The organism is Sphingosinicella terrae (assembly GCF_003347635.1).
Classification (GTDB): domain Bacteria; phylum Pseudomonadota; class Alphaproteobacteria; order Sphingomonadales; family Sphingomonadaceae; genus Allosphingosinicella; species Allosphingosinicella terrae.
The window spans coordinates 274,675-291,094 of sequence record NZ_QDFY01000004.1 but is presented as its reverse complement, the minus strand read 5'-3'; the positions used below and the strand labels follow the sequence as shown (position 1 = coordinate 291,094).

The window sequence follows — 16,420 nt, the reverse complement described above, 5'->3', positions numbered from 1 at the left end:
CCGCCACGCTTTGGCTGCCATGCGTGACGCGATCATGACACCATAGTCGCCGACTCGCGGTCAAGCGAAAAGCAGAAGGTAGGAAGCGTTCTTTCGATGCAGCCGGTCACCCGCTTCGCGCCCAGCCCGACCGGGCGGCTGCACTTGGGACATGCCTACTCGGCGCTGCTCGCGCACGACCTTGCGCGCGACCAGGGCGGTGCCTTCCTGCTGCGCATCGAGGATATAGATCCGGGCCGGTCGCGGCCGGAGCATATCGACGCGATCATTCGCGACCTGCTCTGGCTCGGCCTCCAGTGGGATGGCGAGATCGTCTATCAGTCGGAACGCCTGCCTCTCTACGCCGAGGCGTTGGAGATCCTGAAGGTAGGCCGGCTGGTCTATCCCTGCTTCTGCACCCGGAACGAGATCGCCGCGGAGATCGCCGCCAGCGCCGCCGCGCCCCATGGCCCGGAAGGCCCTTCCTATCCGGGCACATGTCGTCGGTTGCCGGAAATGGAACGGGAAAGGCTCATCGAGGAGAAAACCCATGCGTGGCGGCTTGACGTCAAGGCCGCGCTCCGGGCTCTCGCCGCCCCGGTCGAGTGCGCCCGCCAGGAAGAGAGAGACGCGCCTGCGGTTCCGGACCCGTTCCGGCCTCTCAGCTGGCACGATTCCAACGCCGGCACGGTGATCGCCCGTCCCGCCCTCTTCGGCGACGTCGTCATCGCTCGCAAGGACGCCTCGGCCAGCTATCATCTCGCCGTCACCGTCGACGATGCGGCGCAGGGCGTGACCGACATCGTCCGCGGCCTGGACCTGTTCGGCAGCACCCATGTGCACCGTCTGCTCCAGGCGCTGCTCGGGCTTGCGACGCCGGCCTATCACCACCATCGCCTGCTCGTCGACGCCGAGGGGCGCCGTCTCGCCAAGCGCCACGGCGCGCCTGCCTTGGCCGACCTGCGTGCGGCGGGGGCGGACCCGCGCGATCTCGTCGAGAGCTTGCGCCGCGGCCAGATGCCCGCTGGATATTCCGTCTCGAACGGGTAGAGAGACGCCATGCAGACGCTCCTGACCATCCTCCTCGTCCTGGCCGCCGGCGCGACCTTGTTCGTGCTGGTCAAGGGCGTGATCGGCATGGCCCAGCAGAAGGACCTCAGTGGCCGCCGGTCGCAGGATCTGATGCGCAAGCGCGTCTTGTTCCAGGCGGCGGCGATCCTGGTGGCGGTCCTGCTGCTGCTCATGGCCGGCCGCTGAGGCGACTCTGGTCAGGCTCAACAAGATCTACACCCGCACCGGCGATGCCGGCATGACCGGACTCGTCGACGGATCACGGGTTTCGAAGGCCGATCTCCGGCTCGCGGCGATCGGCGACGTCGACGAGGCGAATTGCGCGATCGGCCTGGCGCGGCTCCATCTCGGCGGGGGGGCCGGGCGCATGCTCGCCCGTGTCCAGAACGAGCTCTTCGATCTCGGAGCCGACCTCGCCACGCCCGGCGACGACTACGCCCCGACGGAGATGTCGCTGCGTATCGTTCCCGAGCAGGTGCAAAGGCTCGAGCGCGAGATCGACCGGATGAACGCGGACCTGGAGCCGCTGCGCAGTTTCGTGCTTCCGGCCGGTCGTGGCGGCGCAGCCCACATCCACCTCGCCCGCGCCATCGTGCGGCGCGCCGAGCGCGCCGCGGTTGCTGCGGCGGCAGTCGCGCCTATCAACCCCCTGGCGCTCGCCTATCTCAACCGCCTGTCCGATCTGCTGTTCGTGCTGGCGCGCTGGATCGTGCGGGACCGCGGCGACGTCTTGTGGCAGCCCGGAGCGACACGCAGGTCTTAACCTGGATAGACCTTCGGTGTAGGGGCGGAGCATGGCGACCCTGGCTAAGTCGAGTGCGGATGGGAGCCTTGCCGACCGATACAGGGCGGTCAGGGGGCTGAGCCTTGCCGTCGCCGAGCCGCTTTCGGACGCCGACGCGACGATCCAGCCGATGGCCGATGCGTCGCCCGCGAAATGGCACCTGGCCCACACCACCTGGTTCTTCGAGACGTTCCTGCTGCGGGACTTTCTGCCCGGCTACGCGCCGTTCGACGAACGCTGGTCCTATCTCTTCAATTCCTATTATGACGGGGAGGGGGATCGGCACCCGCGGCCGCGGCGCGGTATGCTGAGCCGGCCGTCGCTGGACGAGATCCGGGACTACCGGGCTCATGTCGACGGCATCCTCGCCGCCGCGATCGATTGCCTGCCCCCCGAGCTGATCGAGCTCGGCCTCAACCATGAGCAGCAGCATCAGGAGCTGATGCTCATGGATCTGCTCGCGACCTTCGCCGAGAATCCGCTGCGGCCGGCGGTCTGGGAAGCGCTTCCTGCGGTCGCCGTCGGCGCGACGCCGGAGCCGCCGCGCTGGATCCGTGGTGCCGAGGGAGTCGTCGAGTTCGGCTATGACGGGAGCGGCTTCGCCTTCGATGCGGAGGGCCCGCCACACCGCGCCATCCTGTCGCCGCACGCGCTGGCGGACCGGCCGGTGACGAACGGCGAATGGATCGCGTTCATGGAAGCGGGCGGATATGCAGATCCGCGGCTCTGGCTGTCCGACGGCTGGGGCTGGATCCAAGAACAGTCGGTCGCGGCGCCCCTCTACTGGTTCGAAGAGGAGGGGGCATGGCACCGCTTCGGATTGGACGGGGCACGCCTCGTGGATCCCGACGAGGCGGTCTGCCACATCTCTTATTACGAGGCGGACGCTTTCGCGCGCTGGGCCGGAGCGCGCCTTCCGACGGAGCAGGAATGGGAGAGCGCCGCGCGCGGCGCGGATCCTCTGTCCGGGCACCAGCTCGATCGCGCCGGCCCTGCGCGGCCGCGCCCCGCCCCGCGCGGCGAGGGTCTGCGCGATCTCTTCGGCAATGTCTGGGAATGGACCGCCAGCGCCTTCCTTCCCTATCCCGGCTTTCGACCCGCGGAGGGGACCGTGGGCGAGTATAATGGCAAGTTCATGAGCGGCCAGATGGTGCTCCGCGGCGGCGGCTGCGCGACGCCCCGCGGCCATGTGCGCGCCAGCTATCGGAACTTCTTCTATCCCCACCAGCGCTGGATGTTCGCCGGCCTGAGGCTTGCCAAGGACAGTTGATGGACGCGGTGACGACGAGGACCGAGGCCGATCCGGCCTTCCGCGACGATGTTTTGGCCGGCCTTGCCGCGCCGATCAGGGCGATTCCGTCACGCTGGTTCTACGACCGGCGCGGCTCCGAGCTGTTCGAGGCGATCACCCGGCTGCCGGAATATTACCCCACCCGCGTCGACACGATGCTGCTCGAGCGGCACTGCCCCGAAGTGGCAGACATCGCCGGACGGGGGGATGCCGTGGTCGAGTTCGGCTCGGGGTCGTCGGCCAAGACTCCGATCCTGTTGCGCGCCGTCGGACCCTCCTCCTACGTGCCGATCGACATCAGTGGCGAGTTCCTGCGCGACTCTGCCGCCGCGCTGCAGGCGGAATTTCCCGATCTTCCGATCCTTCCCGTAGAAGCCGACTTCATGCGGCCGCTCGAGCTTCCGGCCGAGGTGTCGGCGACGGACAAGCTGGGCTTCTTTCCCGGCTCCACCATCGGCAACATGGTTCCACGCACGGCGGTGGATCTTCTTCGCGCGATGAAGGAGACCTTGGGCTGCGGCGCTCACCTCCTGATCGGGATCGACCGGGTGAAGGATCCGGAGGTCCTGATCCGCGCTTATGACGATGCCGCCGGCGTGACCGCCGAGTTCAATCTCAACCTGCTTCATCGTATCAACGCCGAACTCGACGGTGACATCGCGGTGGACGACTTCCGGCATGTCGCTCGCTGGAACGAGGAGCGCAGCCGGGTCGAGATGCACCTTGAGGCGAAGGCGGACCTCGCCTTCACCGTCTCGGGCACCCGCTTCGAAATGCGGGCCGGCGACACCATCCATACCGAGAACAGCCACAAATATGGCGAACGGGACGCACGGTTGCTGATGCTCGCCTCGGGATGGAAAGTGGTCCGGCAGTGGACGGACGAAGAGGACATGTTCGCCCTGCTGCTCGCCGAGGCCGAGGCGCCGCGCTTTGCGCCGTGACGGCCGTCAGGGCCGCACGATCTCGCTGCGCCAGGTGAAGATATAGTCCATCGACCCGCGGCACTCGCCCATCTCTTCCTGTTCGACGAGGCGGAAACGGCGGCCGTCCCAGCCGTAGGTGGCATGGGTGCCGCAATCGCCGATGCCGCGTCCTTTCGAGAGTTCGCGTAGGAGGCGGCTGCCGGCGTCCCAGAAAGCGTTGATCAGCGTCGGCCGGCCGAGATCGGAGAGGCCCCATTGGCTGTCGAACGGCGCGATCTCGGCCGTGAGGCGGCCGCCTTCCCGCCGGGCGATGAAGGGAAGACTGCTCAGATTGTACGCGCCGGTCCCGCAGGCGAGCAGGATCAAGGTGGTGCCGGGCGCGATCTGGGCCACCTCATGCTCGTCGGGCCCGCCTACCTCGTCGATCGTGCAGCCATTCTGCCCCCGCAGCTCGGCGATTTCGCTCGCGCCGATCTCCGGCGGCCCCTCGCCCGCTGCCGGGGCGAGCGTCACGCGCGGGAGGACCGGGGGTGCAGGTATTGCGGCCGCCGGCCGGGGGCCGCGGTCGACGAGCGCGGTGACGCTGCCCAGGCGGCGCTGCTGCTCGTCGAGGTAGAGCATCGCCGCGCTCGCTCCGGATAGCGATACGCGCTTGATGACCTCTCCTGCGGCGTCGCGCAGCTCGAGGGTTCCGGCCTGCCGGAGCACCGAGACGAACGCGTCCTCATCGGCCGGCACGACGGCAAGCCCGTCGTTCGCCGTGGCAAAACGGACGTCGAGCCGACTCCCGTCCGCCCAAAGCGAAGCCGGTGAATCCGTGAGATCGGCGAAGACCAGGTCGAGGCGCGCTTCGGCCTGCGGGCCTCGGCTCAGGCTGAACGTCGTCCATTGCTCCCAATCCGCATCTTCGGGAAGCAGCGCGACGGCTTCACAGGCCCGGCCATTGTCGCAGCCGACGATCCAGTCGCGAAACGTCCTGAGCTCGGCGGGAGCGGGGGCCATCCCCTGGGCGGCGATCAGGGGCGAGGAGCAGCATCGCGCGACGTTAACCGGCGTACCGCGGATCTGCAAAGCGGTCACGCGGCCGCTGCGCATTGCTCCCCTAGCGACGCCCGGTTAGAGGACGAGTCAACGCTCCAGGAGAAACCATGCTGATCTCGCTCATCAATATCGTGCTGATCCTGCTGACGGTGCTGTGGTGGATCATCATCATACAGGCGATCCTGAGCTGGCTGGTCGCGTTCAACGTCATCAACACCCATAACGACTTCGTCCGCCAGTTCTTCTACGCGCTCGATCGCCTGACGGCGCCGCTCTATCGCCCGATCCGGCGGATCCTGCCCGATTTCGGCGGTCTCGACTTCAGTCCTCTGGTCGTCCTGCTGCTCATCATGGTGGTCGACCAGTTGCTGCGCGGCGTCCAGATCGAGCTGCTGACGAGCTACCAGTGAGCGCTTCGGTGATCGGGGGTAAGGCCTTCGCGGAAGGGCTGCGCGCTCGCATTGCCGAGGCGGTGCCGGCTTTCGTGAAGCGGGTCGGCCGCAAGCCTGGTCTCGCCGTGGTCCTCGTCGGCGATGATCCTGCGAGCCGCGTCTACGTCCGCTCCAAGGGCAAGGCGACGGTCGAAGCCGGCATGGAGTCGTACGAGCACGTCCTCCCCGAGACCACGAGCCAGGCGGAGCTCGTCGCCCTCGTCCAGAAACTCAATGGCGATGACGGCGTGGATGGCATTCTCGTCCAGCTGCCCTTGCCTTCGCATATCGACGACAAGGCGGTGATCGACACGATCGATCCGGCCAAGGACGTCGACGGCTTTCACATCGACAATGTGGGCAAGCTTTCCGTCGGTGAGGAGGCACTGGTCCCCTGCACGCCGCTGGGCTGCATCATGCTCCTCAAGGATCGGCTCGGCGACCTTTCCGGCCTGGAGGCGGTCGTGATCGGTCGGTCCAACATCGTCGGCAAGCCGATGGCGCAGCTTCTGCTCAAGGAGAATTGCACCGTCACCGTCGCCCATAGCCGCACGCGCGATCTGCCGGACGTGGTCCGCCGCGGGGATATCGTCGTCGCGGCTGTCGGCCGCCCCGAGATGGTCAAGGGCGAGTGGCTGAAGTCGGGCGCCACCGTCATCGATGTCGGCATCAACCGGGTCGATGGCAAGCTGGTTGGAGACGTCGACTTCGAGAGCGCTTCCCGGACGGCCGGTGCGATCACGCCGGTGCCGGGCGGGGTCGGCCCGATGACCATCGCCGTGCTGCTCCGCAACACTCTGGCCGCCGCGCATGCCCGCGCCGGGCTGTCCGGGCCGGAAGGGCTGTGACCGAACTCTTCGTCTCTGCCTTCGTCACCTTCCTGGTGGTGATCGATCCGCCAGGATGCGCCCCGATCTTCGCTGCGTTGACGGGCAATGCGACGCCGGTCCACCGCCGCGCGATGGCGATCCGCTCGGTCATGGTCGCTTCCGGCATCCTGCTCTTCTTCGCGCTCTTCGGCGAGGACCTGCTCCGGGCTCTCGGCATCAGCCTCGGCGCCTTTCGCATCGCCGGCGGCATCATGCTCTTCCTGATCGCCATCGACATGGTCTTCGAGAAGCGAACGGAGCGCCGCGAGAATCGTGCTCAGGAGGTCACCGCGAGCGAGGCCGAGGACATCTCTGTCTTCCCGATGGCGATTCCGATGATCGCAGGGCCGGGCTCGATCGCGTCGGCGATGCTGCTCATGGCCAGAAGCGAGGGGATCGGCGAATCCGCCGTCGTGCTCGGCGCGCTGCTCGCGACGCTCCTGCTTACCCTCATCGCGCTGCTCGCGGCCGGACCGCTGATGCGACTGCTGGGTCACAAACTGGAGGCGATGATCACCCGCATCCTCGGCGTCATCCTCGCCGCGCTCGCCGCCCAGTTCGTCATTGACGGTATCGAGGCGACCCTTACCTGACCACGCGCCACATCCGGTAGGGCGAAGTCTGCGGGAGCGGCACCGGCGCCAGCCAGGCCGGCGCCTGGCCACGCTTCAGCCGGGCATAGAAGCCCTGCGGGGCCTCCGCCTGATAGACGGTCGATTCCGACATGTCCGGGCAGATCAGGACATAATCGACCCGATAGTGCAGGATCGTCGCGCGCGCTTTGGCCTCGTCGCCGCGCCAGGCCCGCATCACCGCCAGAATCTCCTCGCCGTTGCGGTGATAGGGGCCAGCGATCGCGCTGTGCGGGGTCACGGTGATGAGGCGCGGGCCGAGATCGACGAAAGTGAGCACGGTCCCCGGTGGCTGCTGCGCGACGGGCCGCAGCGCCGCCAGCGTCGGACAGCGGGCATTGGCCGCATTCACCCGCCTCCTGAAATCGCTGACATTGTCGGGAAAGAGCTGGCCGAGCGAGCCGTTGGCGAGTCCGAAGACCGCGAGCAGGACGGCGGCGGCCCCGAGGACGCGGACCGCCATCTGCCGCTGGCGGGCGAACCAGGCGAGAAGCGTCCAGGAAAGGGCGGTCGCGCCCGGTATCGCAAGCAGCTGCGCGGCGGGACCGGCGCGGGTCTGCCACAGCAGAAGGGCCGCAGCGAGCAAGGCAGGGGCGGTGAGCGCGGCCCAGGCGGCGAAGGGCTCGGCAGCGCGGCGGTGCCGCCAGAGCATCAATCCGTAGCCGATCAGGCCGGCGACCGGCAGGGTCGCGACGAGGGCGGCGGTGCGCGAACCGTGCCGCCAGAGCGGCAACGCCTCGCGTACCCGATCCAGCCACAGCCGCTCGAGCTCCGGATCCGTGCCCTCGAGCCGGCCGAGGCAATGCGGCCAGAGCCAGGCGAAGGCGGCGGCCAGCCCGGCGCCGAGCAGCGCCGCCGCGGCGAGGCGCGCCGTGCGCCCCGCGGGGTTGATCAGGGCCAGCCCGACCGCGATCGCGCCTGCCGCCACCATGGCCGACAGCCAGACCGGCGAGAGCGCGTCGCAGACCGGCGCGCGATTGGCTTGCGACGCGAAAACAAGGAAACCGAGCGCGCAGCCTCCGCCGAGCGCCGCCCCATAAGCGAGCAGCCGACGCGCCTCTTCGCGATCGAAGATCCAGCGCAGCACCGTCGCCGTGCCGGCCAGGGCGAGATAGAGCAGCATCTCCATGCCGATGGACAGCGAAACTGCTGTCGACACCCCAAGCAGGACGCCGCCGCGCGCCCGGCGCGCATCGGTCAGCGCCGCCATTGCCAGTGCCAGCATCGCCAGCTGCCACCCGTGATGGTCTATCCGGAGCGGCATCCACATGCCGCGGGTGGAGCCGGCGCAGGTGATGAGGGCGAGGGCGAGTGCGAAGGCCCAGGGGTGGACGAGGCGGCGGGCGATCACCGCCAGCGCCGCTGTCGCCACCATCATCGGCAGCAACGGTGCGACGGTGACGGCGATCAGCTCGGCCGTGCGCCCACCCAGCAAGGGCGCGAGAGCGAGCTTCAGCCCGGCGATCGGCAGGTCGACGAGGCGCGACCAGTGGATGTCGGCGCCCGCCGGCGGGTTGAGCCGATATTGCCTCAGATCATACCAGCCCTGGCCCTCGATCAGCGCGCGAACCTGCGCCATCCGAAGATTGTCGTCGGTGTCGCCGAGGGCGAAGCCGTTGATCGCTGCCCAGCGCAGCCAGATCAGATAGGCGGCGAAGCCCAGCCAGAAGAGCAGCAGCGCGATGCGCCAGTGCCGCGCCTGGGCCTCTCCCGCCCCCGCCTGTCCCGCCATGCCGCCGCTTCGTCCTTTTCAAGCCTGCCCAGCGGCATTAGTCGCTCGTCGCGCAAGGGCAAGCGGAGTTCGGACCACCCCGGATGAAGATCATTGAGAAGCATGGAGAAATGGTCGGACAGCTGATCCGGTTCGGCTTGACCGGAGGGCTGCTGACTTTGCTCGTTGCCGGCGGCTACTGGCTCGTCGCGACGGCGCTGCGCGTCGAGCCGATGTTGTCCCTCACCCTCAACTTCGTCTTTTTCACCGGGCTCGGCTATGTGCTTCACAGCCGCTTCAGCTTCCGCGGGCACGGCTCGCGCGACAATGCCCCGGCGCGCACCGCCCGCTTCTTCACCGTCAACGTGATCGGCTTCCTGTGCAATCAGTTCTTCGTCTGGCTGCTGGTCAAGCAGCTCGATGGCCCGATCTGGTGGTCGGTGATCCCGATCGTCTTCGCGACGCCGTTATTGACCTTCTCGCTCAACCGCCGCTGGGTCTTCGCCTGATGGAAATGATGCGCACTTCGCCGGCAATCTATGGCACACCGGCCGCCATGAGCCGGGATGCGGGACCCACCCTGTCGCTGATCGTCCCCGTCAAGGACGAGGAAGCGGCGATCCCGCCCTTCATCGATCGGGTCGCCGCGATCCTCGAGGGTCTGTTTCCCGACGCCGGTCCGGAGCCCGCCTGGGAGATATTGTTCGTCGACGACGGCAGCGAGGATGCCACGCTCGCGGCCATCCTCCAGGCGCACGAGCGCGATCCGCGGATCCGAGGGCTCTCTTTGTCGCGCAATTTCGGCAAGGAGGCGGCGCTGACCGCCGGTCTCGACCACGCCGCGGGTGCCGCGGTCGTTCCGATCGACGTCGATCTCCAGGATCCGCCCGAGGTGATCGGCGCGATGCTGGCGAAATGGCGGGACGGACATGAAGTGGTCTACGGCGTGCGCACCAACCGTCAGTCCGATAGCCTGCCCAAGCGGCTGACCGCGGATCTCTATTATCGCGCGCACAACTACCTGTCGTCGGACAAGATACCCGAGCATGCCGGCGATTTCCGGCTGCTCGACCGGTCGGTGGTGGAGATCATCCGCTCGATGCCCGAGCGCAACCGGTTCATGAAGGGGCTGTTCGCCTGGTCGGGCTTCCGACAGGCGGCCGTCGAATATGAGCGCGCTCCCCGCGCCGTCGGCGAAACCAAGTTCCGCTATTGGAAGCTGTGGACCCTTGCCCTGGATGGGATCACCTCCGCCTCCACCATGCCGCTGAGGATCTGGTCCTATGTCGGCGTCGTCATCGCCTTCTTCTCGCTGCTCTACGCCATTTACGTGGTGGTGAAGACGGTCGTCTTCGGCAGCGACGTCGCCGGCTATCCGTCGCTGATGGTGGCGATCCTGTTCTTCGGCGGCCTGCAGCTCATCTCCCTGGGCGTGCTCGGCGAATATGTCGGCCGGATCCTCATCGAGACCAAGCGCCGCCCGCTCTACGTGATCCGCAAGCGGATCGGCGTCGCGGACCCCGACGCGCCGTCGATCGGGAGTCTCGGCTGATGGAGCGCGCTGTCTTCGATCGCATGGCCGAGCAGGACGAGGTTCATTGGTGGTATGTCGCGCGGCGACGCATCCTGCACGACCTCATCGCGCGCCATGTCGCCCTGCCGGACCAGGCCCGCATCCTCGAGATTGGCTGCGGCACCGGGCACAATTTCGAGATGCTGCGCGGCTTCGGCCGGCTGGACGCCATCGAGGTCGATCCGCAGGCACGCTCGCTCGCCAGTCGCCGCCTCGGCCAGGCGGTCGGGGACGCGCCTCTGCCCGGGCTGAGCGGCGTCGCGGACGGCGCCTATCATCTCGTCGCCCTTCTCGACGTGCTCGAGCATGTCGACGAGGATCGGGCGTCGCTCGAGAGCATCGCCGCCAAGCTTGCACCGGGCGGACGCATCCTCGTTACAGTCCCCGCTTATCAGTGGATGTGGAGCGTGCACGACGCCGCCCATCATCACAAGCGCCGCTATTCGAAGCGAACGCTCGAGGCGGTGATCCGATCGGCAGGACTCGAAGCGGAGCGCGTCGGCTATTTCAACAGCCTGCTCTTCCCGGTGGCGGCGGCGGCCCGGCTGGTCGGCCGACTGGCAGGCAAGCAGAGCAGCGACGACAAGCTGCCGCCTGCACCGCTCAACCGGCTGCTGCGGGGGGTGTTCGGGCTGGAACGTCACCTCGTCGGCCGGGTGTCGTTCCCGGTCGGGGTCTCGCTGTTCGCGCTGATCGGCTCGCGCTCGACGCGGTAGAGCACGCTGCTGCCGCTTCGCCAGATCGGGCGGAGGTCCTTGGTCAGCGCCGGATCGAATGGCGGCGGCGTGATCAGCCAGACATAGTCGAAGGCCTCGCGCGGGAAGGTGGCGAGGGCGAGGCCCACCGGCCGCCATACCTCCCACCGGCAGCGGCGCTGGGTGATGATCTGGGTGGGATCGCCGACGAAGGGCAGCCCCTTGGCGTACGTGACACGCAGTAGCTGGGCGCCGGCCATGAACCATTGGTCGTTGGAAAAGGCCTGGCGCCGCACGATCGCCAGGCCCGGAAGATGCACCAGCCGCGACATCGCCCATGGCTCGACACACGGGCGGCCGACGAAGCTCACCAGCCGGGCCCCCTCGGGCACATGGTCCAGCGCAGCGAGCTCGCGGTCATAAACGCGGTCGTAGAGCCACATGCTGACGGTCGTCCCGGCCGTGCGCACGCCGAAGAAGGCGAGGCCGGCCATGCCGATGGCGGCCGCGAGGCGGCGGGCGACCCCTTCCGGAAATCGGATGGCGATGAGGCCGATGGCGAACAGATAGGGCGCCAGCCGCATGTCCGCATAAGCTGACCCGAAGACGATGCGCGGCAGCAGCACGAAGACGATCGAAAGGAAGAGGGCCGATGCCGCAAGGTTGCGCGAATAGGTGAGGCGCCTGCTGACCATCGCCCAGGCGATCACCGCCGATACCATGACGAGCGAGGCGACGTCGAAAATCTCCCAGCGGTCGCGCAGCACCATCCTCAGCCACTCGAGCTTGCGTTCCATGTTGAACCAGTCGGTGGTGCGGCCCGACGCCTCGCTGCGCCAGAGAAGGATGAGCGCGACCGGCGGGGTGAGCGTCAGACAGTGAATAGCGGCTCGAAAGCCGGAGGCGATGAAATGGTGGCCGCGGTCATATTGCCGCACGAGCTCCGCCGAGAAGGCGAGCACGCCGAGCGTGCCCCAGCCGAAGGCGTGGGCAACCCAGACCGCCGTCGCCACCAACGGGAACAGTGCCGCCCGGAGCCAGAGCCGATCCAGCCGGGCGAGACGCAGCCAGAGCGCGAACGCGATGAGGGCGAGCGCCATCGACAAAGCGAAATTGGCGAAGCCGAACAGGAAGGGGAAGTTATAGGCGAGGGGCAGGGCGAACAGCGATGTGGGCGGGATCCGGCCGTGCACCTCGAATGCCACCCACAGCAGCCCGATCACCGTCAGCACGGGGATGAGGATGATGATCAGCTTTACCGCGGGCTCGAGCCCGATCGCCGGCGCCAGCAGCTGGACAAGGAGGTCGACGCCGAGATTGCCGATCAGCGCCCATTCGAAGGCATAATAGCGGCGAAGATGAGCCGAGGTTTCGAGATCGAGCTGGACCCGGTAGCGCCCCATATGGCCTGGGAGGTCGAGCAAGGGGGGAACGTCGGGCCAAAGCAGGGGCAGCGCCGACAGCAGCACCAGCGCCGCGAGCGCTGCCGGATGCTCCCACAGATGGCGCGGCTCGTCGCCGCCGCGTGGATGGAAATGCCCCTGTTGCACGCCCTTCGCCATCTTCAAGTCCCGCATCGTGCCTTCCCGAGTCCGGCGCGGCGTTCAACCGAAAAAGCGAGCGTCGGCGGGACCATGGTTAATCCTTCTTCAACGGCTCGCACCTAGTTCCTTGGGGACTTCTCGAGGAAAGCGATGACCGCCACCCTGCACAGGCCTGTTCATCTGGGCGCCGGCGGTCCCGGCGCGCTCGATGACCGTGCGGCGGGGGCCTGGCGGATCTTCTGGATGTTCGTCGTCCTGCTGGGAGCGCTGCTCCTGCTGCGCGACATCGCGGTGACGCGGGACGGGCTTTCGATCGGCGGCCAGGCGCTCTGGGGACGCGACTTCGTCAACGTCTACACGTCGGGCTCGTTGATCCTCCAGGGGCGGCTCGACGCCCTTTACGACGTCGATGCCTATCGTCTCGTCCAGCAGGAGCTGTTCGGCGACGCCCTCAGGCAGCACAATTATTCCTACCCGCCGGTGACCCTCCTCTACACTTGGCTGTTCGCCTTGCTTCCTTACCCGGCCGCGCTCTGCGTCTGGCTGGGCGGCACGGCCTTCCTGTTCCTGCGAGCGGCCAGGCCCTATCTCGGTGCCGCCGGATTGAATGGATGGCTCGCACTGCTGGCGCCGGCCTCGCTGATCAATATCTGGGCAGGCCATTACGGGTTCCTGATCGGTGCCTTGTGGCTGTCGGCCTGGTCGCTCCTTCCCCGCCGGCCGGCGCTTGCGGGCGTCCTGATAGGCTTGATGATCGTCAAGCCGCATCTTGCCGTACTGGCTCCCCTCGTGCTGCTCTGGCGGCGGGAATGGATCGCCATCGCTGCCGCCGGCGCCACCGTCCTGCTGCTTGTCTCCCTCTCCCTCCTGCTCTTCGGCCCGGCGCTCTGGTTCACCTATGTGACCGAGACGATCGGATACCAGGCGGCCATGGTCGACGATCTCGGGACCTTCTTCCTGCTGATGATGCCGACCGTGACTCCCGCCATGGCGATGTTCGGCGTCCCGAGCGGGCTCGCCTTGACCGTCCAGATCGCCGTCGCCGTCTGTGCGGTGACCGCGCTCTTGAAGGCGATGCCGCGCGATCCTGCCGAAGCCTGCCTCGCCACGGCGACGGCCACCTTCCTCGTCCTGCCCTACGGCTTCGCCTATGACATGACCGTCGTGGGGATAAGCGGGCTCGTCCTGTTCCGGCACTCGCTGGAAGGAAGCTCACCGCTGAGCCGATTAACCTTCGCCATCGTGGCGCTGGCTCCGATCCTCGTCCTCTATCTCAATCTCGTCGATACCCCGGTGGGGCCGCTGCTCCTCGCCTTCCAATTGACGATGCTGCTCGATCGCTCGAAGTTGCGCGGGCCGGGTCTGGCACACGACCGGGCCGTCCTGCCGAAGCTGGCCTGCGCCCGCCATTCAACGCCCGATTAACCAATTCTTCCTACAGGCTCATACCCGAATGGGAGGGCGGATGCGGCATCCAGACAGGCCATTGGCGCATCGAGAGGAGCTGCTCTGGCTCTTACCGGTCGCCGCCGCTTGCCTGGTCCTCTTCCTGGCCGGCCAGGCAGTCGGCAGCGGCGCCGGCCTCGCCGCCTCGGATCTCACCCGCGGCTATGTGCGGATGGCCTTGCGGACCCTTCCCGTTTTCGCCTTCCTCCTCGTCCTGCCGCCGCTGATCTGGAGCGTGCTGAAGAGCTCGCCCAGTCCGTTCGCCGATCTCGCCCATGGCCTCGCGCGGCGCTACGGGTCGCCGCTCCTGCTGGCCGCCGGACTGGCGCCGCTCGTCCTGCTGCCGATCATGTTCTCGGGCTATGGTGCGCTCAAGATGGCTATCCCGGACTACGTCCCTTTCTCGTGGGACGACCGGCTGGCGGCTCTCGACCGGCTGCTCTTCTTCGGCAGCCAGCCCTGGGAGCTCACCCATGCTCTCGCCGGCGGCGCGACGGCAACGGCGGTGATCGACCGCATCTACACCTTGTGGATCCTGATGCTGTCGATCGCCATCCTCGGTTTCGCGCTTTTCGCCCCGCGCTACGATCGCGCCCGCTTCTTCCTCGCTTTCACCGTCGCTTGGATCCTGCTCGGGGTAGGCGGCGGCTACCTGTTTTCCTCGGCGGGACCCTGCTACGCCGAGCTGGTCGGCGCCCGCTCGGCGGTGGAATTCGCGCCGATGATGGCGCGGCTGCGCGAGATTTCGGACATGACGATCCCTCTGGGTGCGGTGCAATGGCAGGACGTTCTGTGGCAGGCGCACGTCAACGACCAGCCAAGCTTCGGGATGGGGATCAGCGCCATGCCTTCGCTCCACAACGCTATCGCGATCCTCTACGCGCTCGCCCTGGGCCGGTTCGGCCGCGCCGGAGCGATCGGCGGCTGGGTCTATGCCGCCATCATCTTCTTCGGCTCGGTCCATCTCGGCTGGCATTATGCGGTCGACGGATTGCTCGCCGCGGCCGCCATGGCGGCGATCTGGTGGGGCGCGGGCAGATATCTCGAAGCGTCGGGCTATGCGAACTCGGTCGCGAGCGAGAAGGCCGTCGAGCCCGCGCGCGGACCGGCTATGGAAGCGGCCTGAACGAGGCTGGCTATTCCGCCGCCCGGCTGAGGTGCCATTCCGGCGCCTCCTCGGCTCCGCGCAGCCGCGCCTCCTCCTCGAACATGAAGTCCCGCGTCATCGGGATGGCGTCGCGCCGCTTCAGATATTGGACCTGCCAATTGACCAGTCCGCCATAGCGGAAGGCGGCCTCGGCGCCGGCGAGATAGAATTGCCACATCCGGAAGAAGCGCTCGTCATAGAGCTCGACGATCTCTTCCCGCGCCGCGTTGGTGCGGTTGTACCATTCCTCGAGCGTGTGGGCGTAATGGTATCGCACGGCCTCGACATCGGAGACGATGAGGCGGTTGCGCTCGGCCTCGGAAACAAGCTCCGACAGCGCGGGGATATAGCCGCCCGGGAAAATGTACTTGCGCGTCCAGGCGTCGGTCGTGCCTGCCGGCTTTCCCATCCGCCCGCAGCAGTGCGAGAACATCACGCCGTCGAGCTTCAGCAGCCGGTGGGTGTGCGCGAAGAAGGTCGGGTAATGCGGCGTACCCAGATGCTCGATCAGGCCGACGCTGGTGATGCGGTCGAACTCGCCCTCGACTTCGCGATAGTCCTTGAGCTCGAACTTCACCCGGTCGGCGACGCCGGCCGCGGCGGCGCGCTCGTTGGCGAAGGCGATCTGGTCCGGTGCCAGCGCGACGCCGAGCACGTCGACGTCGTAATGACGGTTGAGATACAGAGCGAGGCCGCCCCAGCCGCAACCGATGTCGAGCACTCTCATGCCCGGCTTCAGGTTCAGCTTGGCGGCGATGTGCGCCTTCTTGTCGAGCTGGGCCTGCTCGAGGCTGTTCGCCGTGTCGCGGTAATAAGCGCAGGTATATTGCCGATCCTCGTCGAGGAACAGCTCGTAGAGCCGCCGCGTCAGGTTGTAGGTATGCTCGGCGTTGCGGCGCGAGCGAGTCTTCCAATTGACCTGGTCGAGCCGGCCGGCGATGGCGGCGGCACCGCGCCGAAGCAAGCCGCGCGGACGGAGGGCGCCCGGCCGCTCCCAGGGGGCGTTGTAGCGGGCGAACAGGAGGAGGTCGCGGACCTCGTGCGGCGGCTCGACGACCAGCCGCCCATCCATATAGGCCTCGCCCGCCCCGAGGCGCGGATCCTTGGCGATGTCGAAGGCGGCGCGTCGATCGGTGAGACGGACGGTGATCGGCCCGTGCTGCGGGTCGGGCGCCCCATAACGATAGGTCTTGCCGTCATGGTCGACGACGATGAGCTCGCCTTTCTTGACGAGCCGGCGGAGCATCTTGTCCAGTAGCCACATGCCCTCACCTTATCGA

Annotated in this window: 17 protein-coding genes; 13 read left to right on the top strand and 4 right to left on the bottom strand. The window is 67.5% G+C overall.

The features are described from left to right. Positions 1–96 precede the first annotated feature (96 nt). The 5 genes from gluQRS to egtD are packed head-to-tail and all read left to right on the top strand — an operon-like array spanning position 97 to position 4,069. The gene (gene gluQRS, locus DDE10_RS11495) at positions 97–1,029 is read left to right on the top strand and encodes a tRNA glutamyl-Q(34) synthetase GluQRS (RefSeq protein WP_114952909.1); all 933 of its coding nucleotides are present in this window, start codon (positions 97–99) and stop codon (positions 1,027–1,029) included. Between the two features lie 9 nt (positions 1,030–1,038). Further along, positions 1,039–1,236, top strand: coding sequence for an HIG1 domain-containing protein (locus tag DDE10_RS11490; protein ID WP_114952908.1), 198 nt, complete (start codon positions 1,039–1,041; stop codon positions 1,234–1,236). A 7-nt stretch (positions 1,237–1,243) separates the two neighbouring features. Further along, complete coding sequence (locus DDE10_RS11485) at positions 1,244–1,813, top strand: cob(I)yrinic acid a,c-diamide adenosyltransferase (protein WP_114952907.1); 570 nt, start codon at positions 1,244–1,246, stop codon at positions 1,811–1,813. Positions 1,814–1,844: 31 nt separating this feature from the next. Continuing rightward, a complete protein-coding gene (gene egtB, locus DDE10_RS11480; protein WP_114952906.1) occupies positions 1,845–3,104 on the top strand; it encodes an ergothioneine biosynthesis protein EgtB in 1,260 nt (419 codons plus the stop codon). Beyond that, the gene (gene egtD / locus DDE10_RS11475) at positions 3,104–4,069 is read left to right on the top strand and encodes an L-histidine N(alpha)-methyltransferase (RefSeq protein ID WP_114952905.1); all 966 of its coding nucleotides are present in this window, start codon (positions 3,104–3,106) and stop codon (positions 4,067–4,069) included. The genes egtB and egtD overlap by 1 nt, the downstream gene beginning before the upstream one ends. Positions 4,070–4,075: 6 nt before the next feature. Here egtD and DDE10_RS11470 read toward each other — a convergent pair whose 3' ends face one another. Continuing rightward, on the bottom strand, positions 4,076–5,146 hold the full coding sequence (locus tag DDE10_RS11470) for a DUF1176 domain-containing protein (protein WP_114952904.1): 1,071 nt from the start codon (positions 5,144–5,146) through the stop codon (positions 4,076–4,078). Positions 5,147–5,199: 53 nt separating this feature from the next. On the opposite strand from DDE10_RS11470, the gene DDE10_RS11465 reads away from it, so the two are divergent. Genes DDE10_RS11465 through DDE10_RS11455 form a run of 3 tightly spaced genes read left to right on the top strand, consistent with a single transcriptional unit; the run spans position 5,200 to position 6,985 of the window. Next, on the top strand, positions 5,200–5,502 hold the full coding sequence (locus DDE10_RS11465) for a YggT family protein (protein ID WP_114952903.1): 303 nt from the start codon (positions 5,200–5,202) through the stop codon (positions 5,500–5,502). Next, entirely contained in the window at positions 5,499–6,371 is an 873-nt protein-coding gene (gene folD, locus DDE10_RS11460; protein WP_114952902.1) for a bifunctional methylenetetrahydrofolate dehydrogenase/methenyltetrahydrofolate cyclohydrolase FolD, read from the top strand. Before DDE10_RS11465 ends, folD begins: the two co-directional genes overlap by 4 nt. Next, on the top strand, positions 6,368–6,985 hold the full coding sequence (locus DDE10_RS11455) for a MarC family protein (protein WP_114952901.1): 618 nt from the start codon (positions 6,368–6,370) through the stop codon (positions 6,983–6,985). Before folD ends, DDE10_RS11455 begins: the two co-directional genes overlap by 4 nt. Here DDE10_RS11455 and DDE10_RS11450 read toward each other — a convergent pair. Further along, positions 6,978–8,756 carry an AcrB/AcrD/AcrF family protein gene (locus DDE10_RS11450; protein WP_114952900.1) on the bottom strand — a complete coding sequence of 593 codons (1,779 nt, stop codon included), beginning with the start codon at positions 8,754–8,756 and terminating at the stop codon, positions 6,978–6,980. The two genes, DDE10_RS11455 and DDE10_RS11450, sit on opposite strands and share 8 nt — an antisense overlap. A gap of 83 nt (positions 8,757–8,839) precedes the next feature. Between DDE10_RS11450 and DDE10_RS11445 the strand changes: the two genes are divergently transcribed. From DDE10_RS11445 to DDE10_RS11435, 3 genes are read left to right on the top strand one after another with little or no spacing between them, the layout of a single operon-like run. Beyond that, on the top strand, positions 8,840–9,244 hold the full coding sequence (locus tag DDE10_RS11445; protein WP_114952899.1) for a GtrA family protein: 405 nt from the start codon (positions 8,840–8,842) through the stop codon (positions 9,242–9,244). Between the two features lie 47 nt (positions 9,245–9,291). Continuing rightward, on the top strand, positions 9,292–10,287 hold the full coding sequence (locus DDE10_RS11440; protein WP_114953016.1) for a glycosyltransferase family 2 protein: 996 nt from the start codon (positions 9,292–9,294) through the stop codon (positions 10,285–10,287). Continuing rightward, the gene (locus tag DDE10_RS11435; RefSeq protein ID WP_114952898.1) at positions 10,287–11,024 is read left to right on the top strand and encodes a class I SAM-dependent methyltransferase; all 738 of its coding nucleotides are present in this window, start codon (positions 10,287–10,289) and stop codon (positions 11,022–11,024) included. The genes DDE10_RS11440 and DDE10_RS11435 overlap by 1 nt, the downstream gene beginning before the upstream one ends. Here DDE10_RS11435 and DDE10_RS11430 read toward each other — a convergent pair. After that, entirely contained in the window at positions 10,949–12,580 is a 1,632-nt protein-coding gene (locus DDE10_RS11430; protein WP_114952897.1) for a hypothetical protein, read from the bottom strand. The genes DDE10_RS11435 and DDE10_RS11430 overlap by 76 nt on opposite strands. A gap of 117 nt (positions 12,581–12,697) precedes the next feature. Here DDE10_RS11430 and DDE10_RS11425 point away from each other — a divergent pair, with 117 nt between their 5' ends. Together DDE10_RS11425 and DDE10_RS11420 are read left to right on the top strand one after the other, a co-directional pair. Beyond that, positions 12,698–13,972, top strand: coding sequence for a glycosyltransferase family 87 protein (locus DDE10_RS11425; RefSeq protein WP_114952896.1), 1,275 nt, complete (start codon positions 12,698–12,700; stop codon positions 13,970–13,972). A gap of 40 nt (positions 13,973–14,012) precedes the next feature. Then, on the top strand, positions 14,013–15,119 hold the full coding sequence (locus DDE10_RS11420; protein WP_162806568.1) for a phosphatase PAP2 family protein: 1,107 nt from the start codon (positions 14,013–14,015) through the stop codon (positions 15,117–15,119). A gap of 10 nt (positions 15,120–15,129) precedes the next feature. Here the strand turns inward: DDE10_RS11420 and DDE10_RS11415 are convergent, their stop codons facing one another. Continuing rightward, on the bottom strand, positions 15,130–16,404 hold the full coding sequence (locus tag DDE10_RS11415; protein ID WP_114952894.1) for an SAM-dependent methyltransferase: 1,275 nt from the start codon (positions 16,402–16,404) through the stop codon (positions 15,130–15,132). Between the last annotated feature and the right edge of the window lie 16 nt (positions 16,405–16,420).